The following is a 17,008-nucleotide window of genomic DNA, read 5'->3' as shown; positions in this document are numbered from 1 at the left end:
CGGGGCAGAGCGTTTTGGTTACTTTGCCGCTTTTGCAAAGTGACTCGCTGTAAGAGCGAAACCATAGGCGGCCGTTACCTAAATAACGGATATGTCCCCCGATCAATGCGCAATACACACCGACTTCAACTCGGTATAAGCCTCAATCACCGCCCGCCCAAACTCCCGTCCCATCCCCGATTGCTTCACCCCCCCAAACGGCATCGCCGGGTCCAGCAGCACATGCGCATTCACCCAAACCGTCCCCGCCTCGATCCGCGGCACCAGGTTCATCGCCTTACCCAAATCATTGGTCCAAAGGCTCGCCGCCAACCCATAACGATTGTCGTTGGCCAGAGCAATCACCGCATCCTCATCATCAAACGCCATGACCCCCAACACCGGCCCAAACACCTCCTCCCGGGCCACGGCCATCCCATGATCGATATCCGCCAAAATCGTCGGCCGCACATAAAACCCCTCACCCACCACCTCATCCCCACCGACCACCACCCGCGCCCCTTCAGCCCGAGCCTGCTCGATATGCCGCAAAACCCCCTGCTGCTGCTTGCGCGACACCAACGGATTAATCGCCGCCGCACCATCCATCCCGGCCCCCAACGGCATCGCCGACACCGCCGCCGCCAACCCCTCGACAAACCTGTCGTAAACCGACCGATGCACATAAAAGCGCGAAGCCGCCGCACACACCTGCCCGTTGTTCAGCAACCCACCCAGGATCGCCCCCTGGATCGCCTTATCAATATCGGCATCCGCCAACACAATCATCGGGTTCTTGCCCCCCAATTCCAGGGCAAACCGCGTCATGTTCTCCATACACGCCACACCCACACTCTTGCCCACCGCAGTCGAACCGGTAAACGACACCTTGCTCACCAACGGATGAGAGGTCAGCACGCCCCCCACCGACGCCCCGCCTCCGGTCACAACGTTGAATACCCCGGCCGGAATCCCCGCCTCCAACGCCAGCTCCGCCAGACGCATCGCCGTCAACGGTGTCTCCATCGCCGGCTTGATGATCACCGTGCACCCGGTGGCCAACGCCGGCATCAACTTCCAGGCCGCAATCAGCAGCGGGAAGTTCCAAGGCACGATGCCCACCACCACCCCCACCGGCTCGCGCTTGGTGAACGCGGTGAACTTCGCCCCCGGCGGCAACGGGATCGACACGTCAAAAGTCTGCCCTTCGATCTTGGTCGCCCAACCCGACATATAGCGCATGAACTCCACCGTGGCGTTCAAGTCCAGCCCCCGCGCCAGGTTGATCGACTTGCCCTGGCTCAAAGTTTCCAGCTGCGCCAGCTCTTCGGCATGGGCCTCAACCAGCGCGGTGAAGTTCAGCAAAATCCGCTCCCGGTCAGCCGGGCGCAAACCCGACCACACCCGGGACTTGAAGGCCGCATGGGACGACTGCACCGCCTGCTCCACCACGTGCAGCGGCGCGTCCAGGGTTTCGCACAGGGTTGCCCCGGTGGCCGGGTTGACCACCTTGATGTGCTCGCCTTCGGCAAACACCCACTGGCCATCGATAAAGCAGCCATGGCGGCGGTCGAGGAATGCAGCCACCTGCGGCAGGATTTCAACGTTGCTCATGATTCACCTGTATTCACTGTTGTTCTTTGAGAAAGCAGGCGACCGCTTGGCGATCGTCGGCCGAAGCCAGGCCCATGTAGGGCATGTAGGTGCCGGGCACAAACGCCTGGGGTTGGGTGATGAATTGCGCGATGGTCTCGGCTTGCCACTCGACGTTTTTGTCACGCATCGCCTGGGAATAGCTGAAGCCCGCCAGGGAGCCGGATTTGCGCCCGTAAACGCCGGCCAGGTTTGGCCCCATCATCGTCGCGCCGCCCTTGGTGACCGCGTGGCACACGCTGCATTCGTTGGCAAATACCTGGGCACCGTGACCCGTGTCGGGAGCGCATTCGGCGGCGAACGCGCTGTGGGCGAGGGCCAGCGACAGCACGCCGGCCAGGGACAATCTGTGTGCAGTGAACATAGAAAAACGACCTTGGAAACCATCGAAGTTGCCGACGATTGTCAGGGCTCAAGGTCGCCCGGGTTTTGCCCTGCGTGCCAGTCGTGTTGGCTGGGCTGCCAAACCGTGGATTCTGGCAAGCACAGTCAAGTCTTTGGCAACCAGACAAAAGGCACGTCACTTCGCCAGCATTAGTATCGCGGCAGACCCCAACCCTGTGGTCATGAACAAGAATGGATGCCACACCATGCTCAAGTCCCCCTTGCTTCGTCTCTCGACCCTCGCGCTGATGATCGGCGCCAACCAAGCCGGCGCTTATGAGTTGTACGCCGATGACAGCAGTCACCTGAACGCCACCCTGGAGGCGGTCTTCGGTGTCTTCCACAGCCAGCAGAACTACGCCCCCTCCGGTCGCCTGGCCAAAGGTTCCTCGTCCTGGCGCGAGGGCTACATCAAGTACGGCCTGAGCTTCGACAAAAGCTTCAGCGGCGCCGGCACCACCTATGGCGCGGCCAACCTGCTGAGCTCCGGCACCTGGGGCGACGGCGATGCCGCAGGCTTCAGCGACGGCACGGAGCGCACCACCAAATTCGAAGACGCCTACCTCGGCTGGCGCTCGGGCAAGCTGTTCGAGGCCCTGGGCGAGAATGGCGTGGACCTGTCCTTCGGCCGCCAGAACATCGTGGTCGGCGACGGCTTCCTGATCGACGGCGACGCGCTGAACTTCGGCAAGGGCGTGGCCGACGGCGACATGAATCGCGGCGGCGGCTACTACATCGCTGCCCGCAAAGCCTTCGACGAGACCGCCGTACTGCGCCTGGGCGGCAAGGAAGGCTGGCGCAGCGACCTGATGTGGCTCAAGTCCGACAACCGTGCCCAGGCCAAGACCGAGATGTACGTCGCCACCCTCGAACACGTGGCCACCGAAGGCACCGTGGGGCTGACGTACATCGACACCACCGACGTCGACAAGCAATACGCCTCCCCCACGCAGCTGGAGCGGGACGGCATGAAGACCTACAGCCTGCGGGCCACGGGGAATGCCGGGGTGACCAACCTGTTCCTGTCCGGCGAGTATGCCTGGCAGGACAAGCCCCACACCGGCAACGAAGACGCCTGGTACCTGGAAGCCGGCTGGACCTTTGCCGACGTGGCCTGGACACCGTATGTGAGCTACCGCTACAGCCGTTTCTCGGAAGGTTTCGACCCGCTGTTCTACGGTTTCAGCCGTGGCTACGGCACCTGGTTCCAGGGTGAAGTGGCGGGCAACTACGCCGGGCCGTTCAACAACAACTCGCGCATCCAGAACGTCACGTTCAAGGTCTCGCCCCTGGAAAACCTCAGCGTCGGCGCGGTGTTGTTCGACTTCAAGACCCTCGACCGCAACCTCGGCAACAACGACGGCCACGAGCTGGACCTGTATGCCGAATGGCACGTCAACGAACACCTGACGGTGATGCCGCTGATCGGTCTGTACCAGCCGGACAAAAGCGCCGACCAGGGCGGCACGCAGCTGGGCAACCACGATAAAAACCTCTACAGCCAAGTGGTGTTCGCCACTAACTTCTAAGCCCGGCCGGGGCGGTGGCGCCGCCATCGCCTCGCCTGGCCAAGGCCTTCGCAATGCACAAGAAATTCCTCACGATCCAGAGCAAGATCGCCCTGCTCGCCGGCCTCTGCCTGTTGCTGGTGGTCGGCCTGCTGATGAGCCTGTCGCTGTACCAGACCCACCAGAGCAGCCAGCACGTGGCCCAGGCCAGCAGCGAGATGCTCGCCGCCGCCGCCACGGAACACATGCAGGCCCTGGGGCAAGTACAGGCCAGGCAGGTGCAACGCACCTTCACGCAAACCCACGAATACGGCCAGGGCTTGTCGCGCTATGTGCTGTACCTGCGGCAACTGCAACAACAGGGCAAGCTGACCCGCCCACAATTGCGCCAGGAGCTGAATACCCAGCTGCACCAGGCCCTGATCGACAAGCCCGACCTGCTCGGGATTTATCTCATTTTTGAAGCCAATGCCCTGGACGGTGACGATGCCCAGTTCGTCGACCAGGCCGCCGTGGGCAGCAACGAGGCCGGGCGCTTTGCCCAATATTGGGTACAGGCTTCACCGGGTGAGCTGACGGCGGTGGTCGGCGACGAAGCGTTGCTGGCCAACACCTCCCCCGGCCCCAGCGGCGCACCGTACAACGCCTTCTACACCTGCGCCCGCGACACCGCCAAGGCCTGCGTACTGGAGCCGTATTTCGACGAGGCTTCCGGCAGCCGCAAGCTGGTGACCAGCATTGCGTTCCCACTGATGGAACACGGCAAGGTGATTGCGGTGGTCGGCCTGGACATCAACCTGGCAGCCTTGCAACAGGCCAGCCAGACCAGCGCCGGGCAACTGTTCGACGGCCACGGGCAAGTCAGCATCGTCAGCCCCAAAGGCGTTATTTCTGCCTACAGCGAAGATGCCAGCCACCTGGGGCAGCCGATCAGCACCGTGATGCCGGACGGTCCCCAAATACTGGACGCGCTGCGCCAAGGGCAGCCGCAAACCTTTGTCGACCAACAACAGATCAAGCTGCTTGAACCACTGGCACCAATTGCCGGCGCCGCGCCGTGGGGCGTGCTGGTGGGCGTGCCGCAGTCGGTGCTGTTGGCGCCGGTCACCGAGCTGCAACAGCAACTCGATGCCCAAGGGGTGAAAAGCACCGCGCTGGAACTGCTGCTGGGCGGCGGCTCGGCCCTGCTCGGCTTGTTGTTGATCTGGTACGCAGCCTTGCGCATTACCCGCCCGCTGCAAACCCTGACCCGGGTGATGGAGGATATTTCCCGGGGCGAAGGCGACCTGACACGGCGCCTGGAAGTGCAGTCCCGTGATGAAATTGGCCAATTGGCCAGTGCGTTCAACCGTTTTGTCGAACGCATCCACCAGTCGATCCGCGAAGTGTCTTCGGCGGGGCTTGGGGTCAACCAGGTGGTCAAGCGCGTGCTGCTGGCGTCGAACTCCTCGCTGAACAACTTCGACGAACAGGCCACCCGCACCAACAGCGTCGCGGCAGCGATAAACGAGCTGGGGGCCGCCGCCCAGGAAATCGCCCGCAACGCTTCCGACGCCTCGCAGCAAGCCTCCGGCGCCCGGCAACAGGCCGAAGACGGGCGCCAGGTGGTGGAGCGTACGATTGCAGTGATGAATGAGCTGTCGGGCAAGATCAGTGCCTCGTGTGTGCATATCGATGCGTTGAATCACAAGACAGTGAACATCGGGCAGATCCTGGAAGTGATCAAAGGCATCTCCCAGCAGACCAACCTGCTGGCGCTGAACGCGGCCATTGAAGCCGCCCGGGCCGGTGAAGCCGGGCGCGGGTTTGCGGTGGTGGCCGACGAGGTGCGCAGCCTGGCGTATCGCACCCAGGAGTCGGCGCTGGAAATTCAGCAGATGATCGAAGAGCTGCAAGTGGGTGCCCGGGAATCCGTCAATACCATGACCGAGAGCCAGCAGCACAGCGAGGAAAGCGTGAGCATTGCCAACCTGGCGGGCACGCAGTTGGCCAGCGTGACGTTGCGCATTGGCGAGATTGATAACGTCAACCAGTCGGTGGCGGCTGCGACCGAGGAGCAGACGTCGGTGGTGGAGGCGCTGAATGTCGACATTACCGAAATCAATATGCTGAACCAGGCTGGGGTGGAAAACCTGCAATCGACGTTGCAGGCCTGTACCGAGCTTGAGCGGGAGGCAGAGCGCCTCAATCAGCTGGTGGGCAGCTTCCGCATCTGACCCTGTAGGAGCCGGCTTGCCGGCGATGCAGACAACTCGGTCCTTCAGATACACCGAAGCGATGCGATCGCCGGCAAGCCAGCTCCTACAGTCGGGCGCTGGCATGCTCGATCCGGTGAAACAGCCGATTGAAGTACACCAGGCTATCGCCCTCCCCCCGAATCCCAACCCGCGACAACTCCACGAACATCACCGAATGCGAGCCCACTTCCTTGCATTCACTGATGCGCCCTTCCAGCTGCACCAGCGCATCCCGCAGCACTGGCACGCCCGCCTCACCACCGTCCCACAGGTCCCAGGCAAACCGTTCGGCCATGGGCACCTGGGTCATCCCGGCAAAATGCCGCGCCAGCTCTTCCTGTTCCCCGCACAGCACGTTCACGCACAACTGCCCATTGGTGCGGAACACATCATGGGTCGCGCTGCTGCGGTTCACACACACCAGCACCGTGGGCGGCGAATCCGTCACCGAACACACCGCACTCGCCGTGATTCCGCAACGCCCGCCGGGGCCGTTGGTGGTGATGATGTTCACTGCGGCCGGCAGTTGCGCCATGGCGTTGCGAAAGTCGATTTGCTGCTGGCTCAGGTCGGCCATGTCGGTGCCCCTTAACGATCCGTGGGTGATGCAACCAGACTAAGGCGCCACGCGCGGCGCGACCATTCAGACGATCCCCATGCCGACTAGGTGGTTTCTTTATCGTCAGGGCCGTTCACACTGGGTATTCTGCTGGCAAGGCTCCATAGATGAGCCAATGTCCGCCGCTGCGTGCTTGCGTGCGAAAACAATAATTAGAAATTCTCGTGGCAGCCCCTGATGGAAAATCGCACACCGATCGTTTACATCGTTGATGACGACAAAGACCTGCGTACCTCGCTGGCCTGGCTGCTGGAGTCGGTCAGCGTAAAGGCCCAGTGCTTTGCCGGCGCTGAAGAGTTCCTCGAACACTACGACCCACGCCAACCCGCGTGCCTGGTACTGGACGTGCGCATGCCGCAAACCAGCGGCTTCCAGTTGCAGGACATCCTCAACCGGCGCGGCAGTACCTTGCCGACCATCTTCGTGTCGGCCCACGGCGACATCCCGATGTCAGTCACGGCGATGAAAAACGGCGCACTGGATTTCGTCGAGAAGCCCTATAACCCGCAACAGATGATCGACCGCATCCAGGCCGCGCTGAAGACCGCCGTGCAGGCCCAGGCCGACCAGGAACAGCGCGAGCACCTGCAAGGCAAGCTGGCGCTGCTGACCAGCCGCGAGCGGGAAGTGTTGATGCTGGTGGTGGATGGCAAGGCGAGCAAGGTGATTGCTCGCGAGCTGAACATCAGCGTGAAGACCGTTGACGTGCACCGCACCAAGATCAAGGAAAAGATGGGCGTGACCAGCATTGCCATGCTGGTCCGCGAGGTGTTGTACCCGTAGCGCGCGATGATTGAATGTGGGAGCTGTCGAGTTTTAGCGAGGCTGCGAAGGGATCGCTGCGGTGTACTTGGGGTATCGAGTTGTCTGCATCGCAGGCAAGCCAGCTCCCACAGTTGACCTCATTCCAATGTGGGAGCTGTCGAGCCTTGGCGAGGCTGCGATGGGATCGCTGCGGTGTGCCTGGGGTATCGAGTTGTCTGCATCGCAGGCAAGCCAGCTCCCACAGTTGACCTCATTCCAATGTGGGAGCTGTCGAGCCTTGGCGAGGCTGCGATGGGATCGCTGCGGTGTGCCTGGCAGACCGAGTCGCCTGCATCGCGGGCAAGCCCGGCTCCCACGGGAAAATGCATTCCAGGTCAGGGAGCGGCACGCATCAATGATGGCTGTAGCGCTTGCGGTACTCCCCCGGCGACACGCCAAAACGCGACTTGAACGCCGATGAGAAGTAGCTGGAATCCGAGAATCCCCAGGCATAACACAGCGCCGACAGCTTCTGCTCCGCCGGCGAGTGGCGCAGGGTTTCGGCGCAGAAATCCAGGCGCCGGTGCTTGATGTATTGCGCCACCACCAACCCACGCTTGGAGAACATCCGGTACAGCCCGCGCACCGACACCCCGACTTCCCGGGCGATCAGCTCGGGGCAGAGTTCTTCGGCACCGATGTGCGCGTCGATGTAGGCTATGGTTTTGCGGAACTGGCGCTCCTGTGGGTCGACGCCGTTGTCACGGGCGCTGATTCCCGGCAGCAACAGGCTGACCAGGGCGTCCAGCACCGCCTCGCTTTCCTGCATGCCCAGGTCGTTTTGCTGGCGGGTGTCGAGCACCATCTGGCTGGCCATCAGCGCCAAGGGCGTGCGGGCCGAGATCCGTGTCGCGCAGTTGACCGCGTTGAAGTGCGAACCGCGCTCCACCACCTGGCGCGGCAGGATCAGCGAGAGTTGCCGGGAGTTCTCGTGGTAGGTCATGTCGCTGGGGCGACAGGCGTCGATCAGGGCGATGTCGCCACGGCCCAGTTGCGCGCGGTTTTCGCCCTGCTCCAGTTGCGCACTGCCCTGCAGCTGGAACACCGCGTAGTAATGCCCCTCGTTGCCGGTACTGACTTCCTTGCTGCTGCGATACAGGTGCACATGGGCCATGTCGACCACGCTGAGCTTGATAGCGCCGCTGCGAAACTCGCTCAGGTCACCATAGAATTCAGTGCCCAGGGCGCGGGCATCGAAGCGTCCACAGGCCTGGTTGACCTGCTGTAACCAACGCTCGAATGATTCGTTACGTTGCACCGTTGAACTCATCATGACCGCAAGGCCTCACGTTTTTTATTTTTTTGGTCCAAGCAATCTTACTGGCACCGCCGATCAAATATCCAATACCAGACGAGCGGAAACCGCCCGGGAAACACACGCGCAAATCTGCCGGTTGGCGGCCTTCTCCTTGGTCGACAGGCAGTTGTCACGGTGCTCGGGCACGCCCTCCAGCACCTCGACGATGCAGGTGCCGCAGATGCCTTCGCGGCACTCGGTGTCGATGTCGCAACCGTGGGCCTGCAACACGTCCACCAGGCTGGTATTCGCCGGTACCTGCAATACCACACCGGAGCTGGCCAGTTGCACTTCGAAGCCACCGCTGGGCCCGGCGTTTGCCGCCGGGTCGGCCTGGAAGTGTTCCAGGTGAATCGCCTCCCCGGAACGGCTGCGGGCCGCGACTTCCACCACCTTGTGCATGAACGGCGCAGGGCCGCAGGTGTAGACGTGGGCCACGTCGCCGGCCTGCTCCAGGCAGACGCTCAAGGCCGCATCCAGTGCGCCCGGTTCGACGCCAAAGTGAAACTGCACATGCTCGCCGAACGTATCGGCCAACAGCTGAGTAAACGCCGCGTACTGCGCCGAACGCGCAAAATAGTGCAGGCGCCACGGCTGGCCGCTGCTCGCCAGTCGGTAGGCCATGCTCAACAACGGCGTCACCCCGATACCGGCGGCAAACAGCGCATGGGCCGGCGCGTCCGGGTCGAGGCGAAACAGATTGCGCGGCGCGCCCATCTCCAACTCCATGCCCTCCTGCACCTGCTCATGCAGGGCCAGGGAGCCGCCCCGGGATTGTGCCTCCTTCTTCACCGCCACCAGGTACGCGCGGCCATCGTGGGGCGGGCTGCACAGGGAATACTGGCGGGTGACGCCGGTGGGCCCGGTGAGGTCCACATGGGCGCCCGGTTCATAACTGTCGAGGGGCTGGCCGTCACTGCGCACGAGGCGAAAGGAACGGATATCCAGCGCTTCGTCGACGATGCGTTCGATCTTCACCTTCATCATTGCAGCACCTGAATACAGTTGTTTCGGTTGAACGCTATCCTGTGGCGAGGGAGCTTGCTCCCGCTGGGGTGCGAAGCGCCCCCAAAGAGATTGGGCCTGCTGCGCAGTCCAGCGGGAGCAAGCTCCCTCGCCACAACGATGACTAGCGCATGAACAGCCCGCCGTTGATGTCCCAGCACGCGCCCGTGACCGAGGCGGCGTGGTCGGCAATCAACAGCAGCACGGTGTCGGCGATGGTGTGCGGGTCGCCGAGGGTGCCCGCCGGGATGATCTTGAGGATTTGCTCCAAGCGCTCCGGCGCCACGGTTTCGCGCACCACCGGCAAGTCCAGCGGGCCTGGTGAAATGCTGTTGACTGTCACGCCTTGGGGTGCGAGTTCACAGGCGAAGACCTTGGTCAACGTGGCCACACCGCCCTTGGCCGCCGCGTAATGCGCGCCAGTAGCGGTGCCGCCGTTTTGTCCGGCGAGGGAGGCGATGTTGACGATGCGCCCGAACCCTCGTTCGGCGAAATGTGCACCAAACACCTGGCAGGCCACGAACGTGCCCCGCAGGTTGATCGCCATCGATTCGTCGAATTCCTCGGGTGTGATGTCCATCAGCGCCGCAACTTTCGACACCCCGGCGTTGTTCACCAGGATATCGGTGCCGCCCCAGCGCTCCGACAGCAGATCCCGGGCGCGGATAAAATCGGCTTTGTTGCGCACATCCAGCTCGATGGCGACGGCGGTTTCGCCGCTGCTGTCCAGCTCATCTGCGAGGTGTTGCACGCCATCCAGACGCACATCTGCCAGGCCCACGCGGTAGCCTGCGGCGTGCAGGCGCCGGGCGATGCATTCGCCGAGGCCGCGGGAGGCGCCGGTTACAAGCGCGATTCGGTTCATCAGGATGTCCTCATTTCAAATGTGGGAGCTGGCTTGCCTGCGATAGCGGTGGGTCAGTACCTGAAGTGCTGGCTGACACACCGCTATCGCAGGCAAGCCAGCTCCCACATTGGTTTTGGTGGTGGGTTAGATCGTGCTTACAACAGGAAGCCCAGCGCACTCAGGCTGTCAGTGGAGTTGATCAGCCGCACCACCTTGCGCTCCAGGGTCGCAGCCCCGGCGCTGAAGCGGATGCGGTAATTCAGGTCGGCCACGAACGGTGTGTGCACCCCGCGCTTGTAGGCATACAGCAGTTGCGCACAGTTGACCTCCACCACCTCGCCCGCCGCTTCCACCAGCGTGAATCGCGACACGCTGCGCACGGTTTTCGCCGCATCCACCGCCGACGGCGAATACCCCGCCGTCAGCCGCTCGATACGCAAGTCACGCATGCGCGCGTCGTCATAGGCGTAATTGAGGCTGGCCTCGAAATCGTCGGTGTCCGGGTCGATCGGCACGACGTAACGCCCGCTCTCGCTCCACAACGCCGCCCATTGCACATAGTCCTTGTGGTCCAGCAGTTCGGCTTCGCGCCAGATGAATTCGATGGCCTGGGCCAGCGGTGCGGTAAAACCAGTCAGGGTGTTCATTGGCTCATCATCCTTTTCCACATGTCATAGGCCCCGCGCATGCCGCCTTCGTCGGTGGCGTGGGAGACCTTGTCGCCGTTGTCGGCCAGCACTTCGCGGTTCAGGCCACGGTTGACCAGGATCGGCGCGTCCACGCCGGCGTACGAACCGCGTTGCACCCGGTCCCAGGCCTCGGCGTCGTCGGGGCTGCCAAAGCCGAACGGGCCCTGGAAGTGTTCGTGGATGCGCAGGCGCTCGCGGTTGGCGATCTGCGGCCCGCCCTCCATGCCAAGGGCGACGTGGCGGATCTCGGTCTCGGTGACCGATACCGGCCGCAACACGCGAAAGAACGACATCGACATGGCGACGTTGGGAAACAGGTTGAGGTTGAACCCGGCACCGTGCAGTGAGCGCACGATGCGTCGCACCTGGGCCGGCTCCATGGTTTTCGACAGTTCTTCGGTGACGTGGGCGAAGCGCTCCTGCAACTGTTCCGTGCCGTCATCGTGGTCCAGGTCGACATGCTCGGGCACCATCACCATCACGCTGTGGCCATTGCCCAGGGAATGGGTGACGGCCTGTTCGTCGGTCATGAACGAGAGCATTTCCGAGGTCTCGGCATCCACCGACGACATGAACGACTTGTGCACGATGGGGAAGTGATAGCCGTCGGTGGTGTTTTCCAGCTGGATCTTCCAGTTGCCCTTGAAGCTGAACTTGTGTTCGCCCTGGGTCTTGATCGGGTAGCCGGCGCCCTGCTTCATGAACAGGTCCATCCAGTGTCTGGCACCGCCGAGGAAGTCGGCCAATGGCTCGATGTCGTCGTTGTAGCTGGCGAATACCATTCCGGCGTAGCTGTCGACCCGCAAGCTGGTCAAGGGCAATTCGGATTTTTCCAGGAGGCCTTCGTAGCCGTCCGGGTACGGCAGCGCCCGCAGCTTGCCGTCCAGGCCATAGGACCAGCTGTGATACGGGCAGGTGAAGCCGGTGGCGTTGCCCTTATGCTTTTCGCAGACCGTGGCGCCACGGTGGCGGCAGCGGTTTTCCAGCACGTTGATCGCACCTTTCTTGTCGCGCACTACGATCACCGGGCGCCGGCCGATGGTGGCGGTCTTGAAGTCGCCGCTGTTGCGCACCTCGCTTTCATGGGCGACCCAGACCCAGGTGCGGTAGAAGATTTTTTCCAGTTCGGCTTCGAACAGCGCCGGGTCGTTGTACAGCGAGACGTCGACGCGGTCGTGCTTGACCAGCTCGTCGAGGCTTTTGGATTTGGCGATCAGCCGGTATTCATGGGTACTCATGGAGCCCTCCTCAAGGCGTTGTTCTTATTGGTGAGCCGTGATGCTCTGCTGCAGTTGCGCGCCGAGGGCACACACCCATTCGTCCTGGCCCTTGCGGCCGACAATCTGCAGGCCGACTTTCAGGCCGCAGTCCACCAGGGTCACCGGCACCGTCAGCGCCGGGTGGCCGCTGAGGTTGAAGGGCCGCACCAGCGGTGTCATGCCGGCCACGGCCTGGCTGCCGTTGCGGGCTTGGGCCAGGGTCGGTGGCAGGTCTGGCAGGGTCGGCAGCAGCAACACGGAAAACGCTTCGAGCGCGGCATCCACCTGATGACTGAAGCGGGTGCGCACGACTTCGGCGTCGGCCAACTCAGCGGCGCTGGTGCGGCTGGCGGCCAGCAAGCGCTGTTCAACGTCGGCGCCGATCAGGCCCTTGCCCGTGAGATGACCGAAGGCCGCCCAGTTCTCGACGTTGATCACCGTAAGGCCGGCGCCGAACGCCGCCTCGAAATCGTCCAGATGCAGGCGCTGCTGACGCCAGCCAGCCGCATCGACGGCGGCCATCAGGCTCGCCTTCAGCCACGGCTCACAGGCCACATCCAGAAAGCCCACATGAATACCGCCAACCGGTGCGGCCTGTGGCGTGAAGCCCGGGCAAATCACCTGCATCGCGGCAATCAGGTCCTGCATGTTCGCGGCAAACGGCCCGACGCAATCGAGGCTGGATACCGCCGGCTGCGCGCCCGCCCGGCTGACCCGGCCATAGGTCGGCTTCAACCCGGCGATCCCGCAGCACGCAGCGGGCACCCGCACCGAGCCGCCGGTGTCGGTGCCGATGGCGATATCCGCCAGGCCCGCCGCAACGGCTGCGGCCGAACCGCTGGACGACCCACCCGGCACCCGGTCAGGCGCCTGGGGGTTGATCGGCGTGCCGCTCCAGTCGTTGATGCCGGTGACGCCAAACGCCAGTTCATGCAGGTTGGTCTTGCCGACGATCTGCCAGCCGGCGTCGAGCACCGACTGCACCACATCTGCATGGCGGGTCGCGGGCGGTGCATCGGCAAAGGCACGGCTGCCGGAACGGGTCGGGTGCCCGGCGATGTCGATGGAGTCTTTGATGGCCACGCGTTTACCGCTGCCACCGAGCAGAAATTCGCTGACGAAGGTACTCATGGGTTCACCCCCAATACGGTATTGAACAGGCGTTGCGTGCGGAAATGCGCGATCAGCCAGGTGCCGTCCACACGGCGAAAATCAATGTTCAGCCGCGTGCCGAACAACTCGCTGCGCTGGTCGGCGTAGGTGGAAATCTGCTGCATGATCCACTGCCCCGCTGCCGTGCTGCCGTCCACCTGGATCGACTCGCTGGTGAGGTAATGCAGGTTCAACGCGAAGTGCTCGGACGGCGGCAGATAACTGCCGACAAATGCCGCCACGGCGTCGCGCCCTCGGTGCTGGCCGAAGGTTTGCGCGGTGCTGGTGCCGATGCCCTCCCAGATCGCATCCGCGGTGAACAACCCGGCCAGCTCGCGGACGTTCGTTGCCGCCCGGGGCACGTCGCACAGGTCCATGTAGCGCGCCATCAAGCGCCGGACCTGGCTCTCCCCTTCAAGGCTTTCAAGACGCTGCAACAGGTCCATGGCTCACACCCTGGCCGCTTCGGGGATGGTCAGCGGGCGGCCGATACGCGCTTCAATCTTGGCGTAGCGCCACAGGCTGTATTCACCCACGGGCGTGGTGCGGAACAGGTTGCAGGCATCGATCACCGACTGGTGGCAGTCGACGTCGGCCATGATGTAGACGGTCCATGGCGAGGTGGTCGACGGGCCGACCATCAAGCGGTCGTCATCCATCGCCCCCAGTACGTTGATGCCCGGCATGGCGCCGAGGTCGCCCATCATCTGGCTGAAACCTTTCCACACGCTCAGGCCTTCGCCGGTGGGCAGGTCGAAAAAATTCTGGGTGATGCCGATGCAGAAGACGACGCGCAGCGGTTCTTGAGTGGCTTGGGACATGGGTTGATCCTTGGAAGTCAGATGTAGCCAGGAAATGGTGGAACGCCGAGGAACACCGAGCCGGCGCCGTCGTACAGGCCTTCGCTGAGGAAGGCGTGCTGGGTCACCACCATGGCGTCACGCAGGTAGCGTTGCAGCGGGTGGCGCAGGTAAATCGCGGTGGTGCCCGCCAGGCTGTAGGCGCTCTGCACCACGGCGGCGCCGGCCTGGGACACGTGAATGGCGGTCAGGCGCAGCAGGCTGGTTTGCTCCGCCGTAACCGGGTTGCCGGCGAGGATCGAGTTCCACACTTGTTCGGTGGCGCCGTAGAAAAAGCCCCGAGCGGCACTCAGTTGGGCTTCGGCCTTGGCGATTTCGATGCGCACGTAGGCGCGGTCCGCCAGTTTCGGTGCGCCGGTGATGCCGCTGCCGCTGGCCATGGCGCTGATTTCATCGAGGGCGGCACGGGCCAGGCCGAGATTGACCACGGCCAGCACCTGGGCGGCGTAGGCAATCGAGGGGTAACGGAACAGCGGTTCATCGATGGTAGCGGCGCCGCCACGGATGAAGGTCCAGCGCTCGTCGATGTATTGGTCGGTGACGCGCAAGTCATGGCTGCCGGTGCCCTTGAGGCCGACCACGTCCCAGTTTTCGATGATTTCAACCTGGCCCGGCTTGAACACGGCGGTGCGCGGCTTGCCGCCTGCCGCACCGATGCCCACACCCAGCAAGTCGGCGCCCTTGCAGCCGCTGGCAAATTTCCAGGTGCCGTTGACTTGCCAGCCGCCGTCGACGGTTTGTGCCGGCTGCAACGGGAACAGCCCACCGGCAAACACCCGGTCGGGGCTGTCGGCATACAGTTCGGCGAGGGTTTGCGTGGGCAACGCTGCCAGATACACCCCGGCGCTGCCGAAGCTGGCGACCCAGCCGGCGGAACCGTCGGCTTCGGAAATGCGCTCGATCATCTGCAAAAACGTTGCAGGGGCCAGGGCATCGCCGCCGAAACAGCGCGGGGTGGCCGCACGATAGATGCCCACCTGCTTGAAGCGTTCGATCATGTCCCGTGGCACATGGGAGCCGGCGTCGAACTCGTCGCGGCGCTGGCGCACCTCATCCAGCACCTGCTGGAACAGCGCGGGCTGCGCATCGGGTAAAGCGTCTGGTTGCACGAGGGCCGAACGCAGCATGGGCTTTCTCCGTTGTAGTTGTTATGGATGGGAAACTACCCGTAGCAGCTGTCGAGCCCTGGCGAGGCTGCGTTGGCGCGACGCCGCTATCAAGTCGATCTGGATACCGAGTCGCGGCCAACGCAGCCTCGCTTGGGCTCGACAGCTGCTACGGAGCCAGTCCCGTTGATGGGGTCAGTTTAGGAAGGGCCTTCGGCGGCCACTATTGGGGCGTGCCGCCCCCTGGCTAAAGAAATCCCCTAGTGCGCCCCCGATAACTTCTGAGCGTGCCCGCGCAGGCAAACCGGTATAACTTGCCACTGTAGTCGTCCCCTCCACCGCCAAGGGCTACGCGATGTACCTACCCAATAACCATGATTTCCACACCCTGATCGAGGCCATGCCGATCTGCACCATCCTTCACGATGCGCAGAGCAAAGACATCCTCTGGGCCAACACCGCCGCGCTGTCGGCGCTGGGTTTTACCCTGGAAGAACTGATCCCGCTCAAGGCCCCGGACATGACCCGCGATGCGCCGAAGTACAAGCGCTCCATCGGCCTGCGCTGGCTGGAACGCGCGGCTCGCAGCGGCCAGCGCACCATCGAGTGGTGTTATCGCTCCAAGGCCGGGGTGGACATTCTTTCGGAAGCTGTTGCGACGTTAGTGCACCTGGACGGACGTGATGTGCTGATGGTGCAGTTCCGCGATATTTCCCGGGAAGACAAGGTCAAGCGTGACCTGATCCGTGCCGAAGAAGCCCGGCGTGTCAGCGAGCAACAGTTGGAATACCTGGCGCGCTACAACGCCATGGGTGAGATGGCCGTGGCGATTGCCCATGAGCTGAGCCAGCCGCTGGCGGCCACTCGTAACTTTATCGAAGGGGTGTTGATTCGCCTGGGTGATACCCACAGTGCCGACCAGGGCGTGAACTGGGGGCTGCAAAGTGCCGTGCGGCAGGTGGAGCATGCTTCTTTGATCATCAAGAGCGTGCGTGATTACGTGGTCAAGCTGGAGCAGAGTGCCGAGTGGGTGGACTTGAATGAGTTGCTGCATGAAACCCGGTACTTCATCAGCCTGCGGGCCGAGCCCGGTCAGGTGCGGCTGGAGATCGTCCCGAGCGCGGAGCCGCTGATGGTGCAGTGTGAGAGGGTGTTGATTGGGCAGGTGATTCTGAACCTGGCGTTCAATGCCATTGACGAGATGAGCGAGCTGCCTCTTGAGCGTCGGGTGCTGCGGTTGCATGCCTGTCGGGATGGAGGCGTGGCGCGGTTGAGTGTCGAGGATTGCGGTCGGGGGATTCAGGCGGTGGCGCGGGAGAAAATCTTTGATGGGTTCTTTTCGTCGAAGGTGGGTGGGAACGGGATTGGGTTGGCGTTGTGCAAGAACATTATTGGTCGGCATCAGGGGGATATCTGGGCGCAGAATCTTGAGCCGTGTGGGGCGGTTTTCAGTTTTTCGCTGCCTTTGGTGGGGGTGTGAGATGGGGGGCATATCCGTTATTTAGGTAACGGCTGCCTATGGTTTCGCTCTTACAGCGAGTCACTTTGCAAAAGCGGCAAAGTAACCAAAACGCTCTGCCCCGCCTGTCGGCACCTCGCTTAGGCTCGG

The 17,008-nt window shown here is 63.0% G+C and carries 16 protein-coding genes; 4 read left to right on the top strand and 12 right to left on the bottom strand.

Going from position 1 to position 17,008, the window contains the following annotated elements; all coding sequences use genetic code 11:
- Positions 1–102 precede the first annotated feature (102 nt).
- The gene (locus M2400_RS32710) at positions 103–1,593 is read right to left on the bottom strand and encodes an aldehyde dehydrogenase family protein (protein ID WP_259201303.1); all 1,491 of its coding nucleotides are present in this window, start codon (positions 1,591–1,593) and stop codon (positions 103–105) included.
- 13 nt (positions 1,594–1,606) lie between these two features.
- A complete protein-coding gene (locus M2400_RS32705) occupies positions 1,607–1,996 on the bottom strand; it encodes a cytochrome c family protein (protein WP_177078578.1) in 390 nt (129 codons plus the stop codon).
- Positions 1,997–2,222: 226 nt separating this feature from the next.
- On the opposite strand from M2400_RS32705, the gene M2400_RS32700 reads away from it, so the two are divergent.
- Positions 2,223–3,545 carry an alginate export family protein gene (locus M2400_RS32700; protein WP_259201305.1) on the top strand — a complete coding sequence of 441 codons (1,323 nt, stop codon included), beginning with the start codon at positions 2,223–2,225 and terminating at the stop codon, positions 3,543–3,545.
- 53 nt (positions 3,546–3,598) lie between these two features.
- The gene (locus tag M2400_RS32695; RefSeq protein ID WP_259201306.1) at positions 3,599–5,740 is read left to right on the top strand and encodes a methyl-accepting chemotaxis protein; all 2,142 of its coding nucleotides are present in this window, start codon (positions 3,599–3,601) and stop codon (positions 5,738–5,740) included.
- Between the two features lie 85 nt (positions 5,741–5,825).
- Here the strand turns inward: M2400_RS32695 and hpaC are convergent, their stop codons facing one another.
- On the bottom strand, positions 5,826–6,338 hold the full coding sequence (hpaC, locus tag M2400_RS32690; RefSeq protein WP_177078584.1) for a 4-hydroxyphenylacetate 3-monooxygenase, reductase component: 513 nt from the start codon (positions 6,336–6,338) through the stop codon (positions 5,826–5,828).
- Between the two features lie 219 nt (positions 6,339–6,557).
- On the opposite strand from hpaC, the gene M2400_RS32685 reads away from it, so the two are divergent.
- Positions 6,558–7,163 (top strand): response regulator transcription factor, encoded by a 606-nt coding sequence (locus M2400_RS32685; RefSeq protein ID WP_177048615.1) that lies wholly within the window; start codon positions 6,558–6,560, stop codon positions 7,161–7,163.
- 373 nt (positions 7,164–7,536) lie between these two features.
- On the opposite strand, the gene feaR is transcribed toward M2400_RS32685, so the two are convergent.
- The 9 genes from feaR to M2400_RS32640 all read right to left on the bottom strand — a co-directional run bounded on the left by feaR (position 7,537) and on the right by M2400_RS32640 (position 15,420).
- The gene (gene feaR / locus M2400_RS32680) at positions 7,537–8,457 is read right to left on the bottom strand and encodes a transcriptional regulator FeaR (protein ID WP_259201307.1); all 921 of its coding nucleotides are present in this window, start codon (positions 8,455–8,457) and stop codon (positions 7,537–7,539) included.
- A gap of 60 nt (positions 8,458–8,517) precedes the next feature.
- Positions 8,518–9,468 carry a PDR/VanB family oxidoreductase gene (locus M2400_RS32675; protein ID WP_177048613.1) on the bottom strand — a complete coding sequence of 317 codons (951 nt, stop codon included), beginning with the start codon at positions 9,466–9,468 and terminating at the stop codon, positions 8,518–8,520.
- A gap of 142 nt (positions 9,469–9,610) precedes the next feature.
- Complete coding sequence (locus M2400_RS32670; protein WP_259201308.1) at positions 9,611–10,351, bottom strand: SDR family NAD(P)-dependent oxidoreductase; 741 nt, start codon at positions 10,349–10,351, stop codon at positions 9,611–9,613.
- Positions 10,352–10,488: 137 nt separating this feature from the next.
- Positions 10,489–10,980, bottom strand: a complete 492-nt coding sequence (locus M2400_RS32665) for an aromatic-ring-hydroxylating dioxygenase subunit beta (protein ID WP_259201309.1) — start codon at positions 10,978–10,980, stop codon at positions 10,489–10,491.
- A complete protein-coding gene (locus tag M2400_RS32660; RefSeq protein WP_177048610.1) occupies positions 10,977–12,260 on the bottom strand; it encodes a Rieske 2Fe-2S domain-containing protein in 1,284 nt (427 codons plus the stop codon). The genes M2400_RS32665 and M2400_RS32660 overlap by 4 nt, the downstream gene beginning before the upstream one ends.
- Positions 12,261–12,284: 24 nt before the next feature.
- Complete coding sequence (locus tag M2400_RS32655; RefSeq protein ID WP_259201310.1) at positions 12,285–13,412, bottom strand: amidase; 1,128 nt, start codon at positions 13,410–13,412, stop codon at positions 12,285–12,287.
- Positions 13,409–13,879, bottom strand: a complete 471-nt coding sequence (locus tag M2400_RS32650) for a nuclear transport factor 2 family protein (RefSeq protein WP_259201311.1) — start codon at positions 13,877–13,879, stop codon at positions 13,409–13,411. Before M2400_RS32650 ends, M2400_RS32655 begins: the two co-directional genes overlap by 4 nt.
- A gap of 3 nt (positions 13,880–13,882) precedes the next feature.
- A complete protein-coding gene (locus tag M2400_RS32645) occupies positions 13,883–14,254 on the bottom strand; it encodes a hypothetical protein (RefSeq protein WP_177116300.1) in 372 nt (123 codons plus the stop codon).
- A 17-nt stretch (positions 14,255–14,271) separates the two neighbouring features.
- Positions 14,272–15,420 (bottom strand): acyl-CoA dehydrogenase family protein, encoded by a 1,149-nt coding sequence (locus M2400_RS32640; protein WP_177048602.1) that lies wholly within the window; start codon positions 15,418–15,420, stop codon positions 14,272–14,274.
- A 334-nt stretch (positions 15,421–15,754) separates the two neighbouring features.
- On the opposite strand from M2400_RS32640, the gene M2400_RS32635 reads away from it, so the two are divergent.
- A complete protein-coding gene (locus tag M2400_RS32635; RefSeq protein ID WP_259201313.1) occupies positions 15,755–16,879 on the top strand; it encodes a sensor histidine kinase in 1,125 nt (374 codons plus the stop codon).
- Positions 16,880–17,008: the final 129 nt, after the last annotated feature.

Source organism: Pseudomonas sp. BIGb0558 (assembly GCF_024807515.1).
GTDB classification, from domain to species: Bacteria; Pseudomonadota; Gammaproteobacteria; order Pseudomonadales; family Pseudomonadaceae; genus Aquipseudomonas; species Aquipseudomonas yamanorum_A.
The sequence above is the reverse complement of the archived record's forward strand: the minus strand, read 5'-3'. Positions and strand labels throughout refer to the sequence as shown.

Coding starts and splice junctions, on each gene's coding strand:
- M2400_RS32695 (WP_259201306.1), top strand. CDS start 3,599: ATGCACAAGAAATTCCTCACGATCCAGAGCAAGATCGCCCTGCTCGCC.
- M2400_RS32640 (WP_177048602.1), bottom strand. CDS start 15,420: ATGCTGCGTTCGGCCCTCGTGCAACCAGACGCTTTACCCGATGCGCAG.
- M2400_RS32700 (WP_259201305.1), top strand. CDS start 2,223: ATGCTCAAGTCCCCCTTGCTTCGTCTCTCGACCCTCGCGCTGATGATC.
- M2400_RS32665 (WP_259201309.1), bottom strand. CDS start 10,980: ATGAACACCCTGACTGGTTTTACCGCACCGCTGGCCCAGGCCATCGAA.
- M2400_RS32685 (WP_177048615.1), top strand. CDS start 6,558: ATGGAAAATCGCACACCGATCGTTTACATCGTTGATGACGACAAAGAC.
- M2400_RS32655 (WP_259201310.1), bottom strand. CDS start 13,412: ATGAGTACCTTCGTCAGCGAATTTCTGCTCGGTGGCAGCGGTAAACGC.
- feaR (WP_259201307.1), bottom strand. CDS start 8,457: ATGATGAGTTCAACGGTGCAACGTAACGAATCATTCGAGCGTTGGTTA.
- M2400_RS32635 (WP_259201313.1), top strand. CDS start 15,755: ATGTACCTACCCAATAACCATGATTTCCACACCCTGATCGAGGCCATG.
- M2400_RS32710 (WP_259201303.1), bottom strand. CDS start 1,593: ATGAGCAACGTTGAAATCCTGCCGCAGGTGGCTGCATTCCTCGACCGC.
- M2400_RS32705 (WP_177078578.1), bottom strand. CDS start 1,996: ATGTTCACTGCACACAGATTGTCCCTGGCCGGCGTGCTGTCGCTGGCC.
- M2400_RS32645 (WP_177116300.1), bottom strand. CDS start 14,254: ATGTCCCAAGCCACTCAAGAACCGCTGCGCGTCGTCTTCTGCATCGGC.
- hpaC (WP_177078584.1), bottom strand. CDS start 6,338: ATGGCCGACCTGAGCCAGCAGCAAATCGACTTTCGCAACGCCATGGCG.
- M2400_RS32650 (WP_259201311.1), bottom strand. CDS start 13,879: ATGGACCTGTTGCAGCGTCTTGAAAGCCTTGAAGGGGAGAGCCAGGTC.
- M2400_RS32675 (WP_177048613.1), bottom strand. CDS start 9,468: ATGATGAAGGTGAAGATCGAACGCATCGTCGACGAAGCGCTGGATATC.
- M2400_RS32670 (WP_259201308.1), bottom strand. CDS start 10,351: ATGAACCGAATCGCGCTTGTAACCGGCGCCTCCCGCGGCCTCGGCGAA.
- M2400_RS32660 (WP_177048610.1), bottom strand. CDS start 12,260: ATGAGTACCCATGAATACCGGCTGATCGCCAAATCCAAAAGCCTCGAC.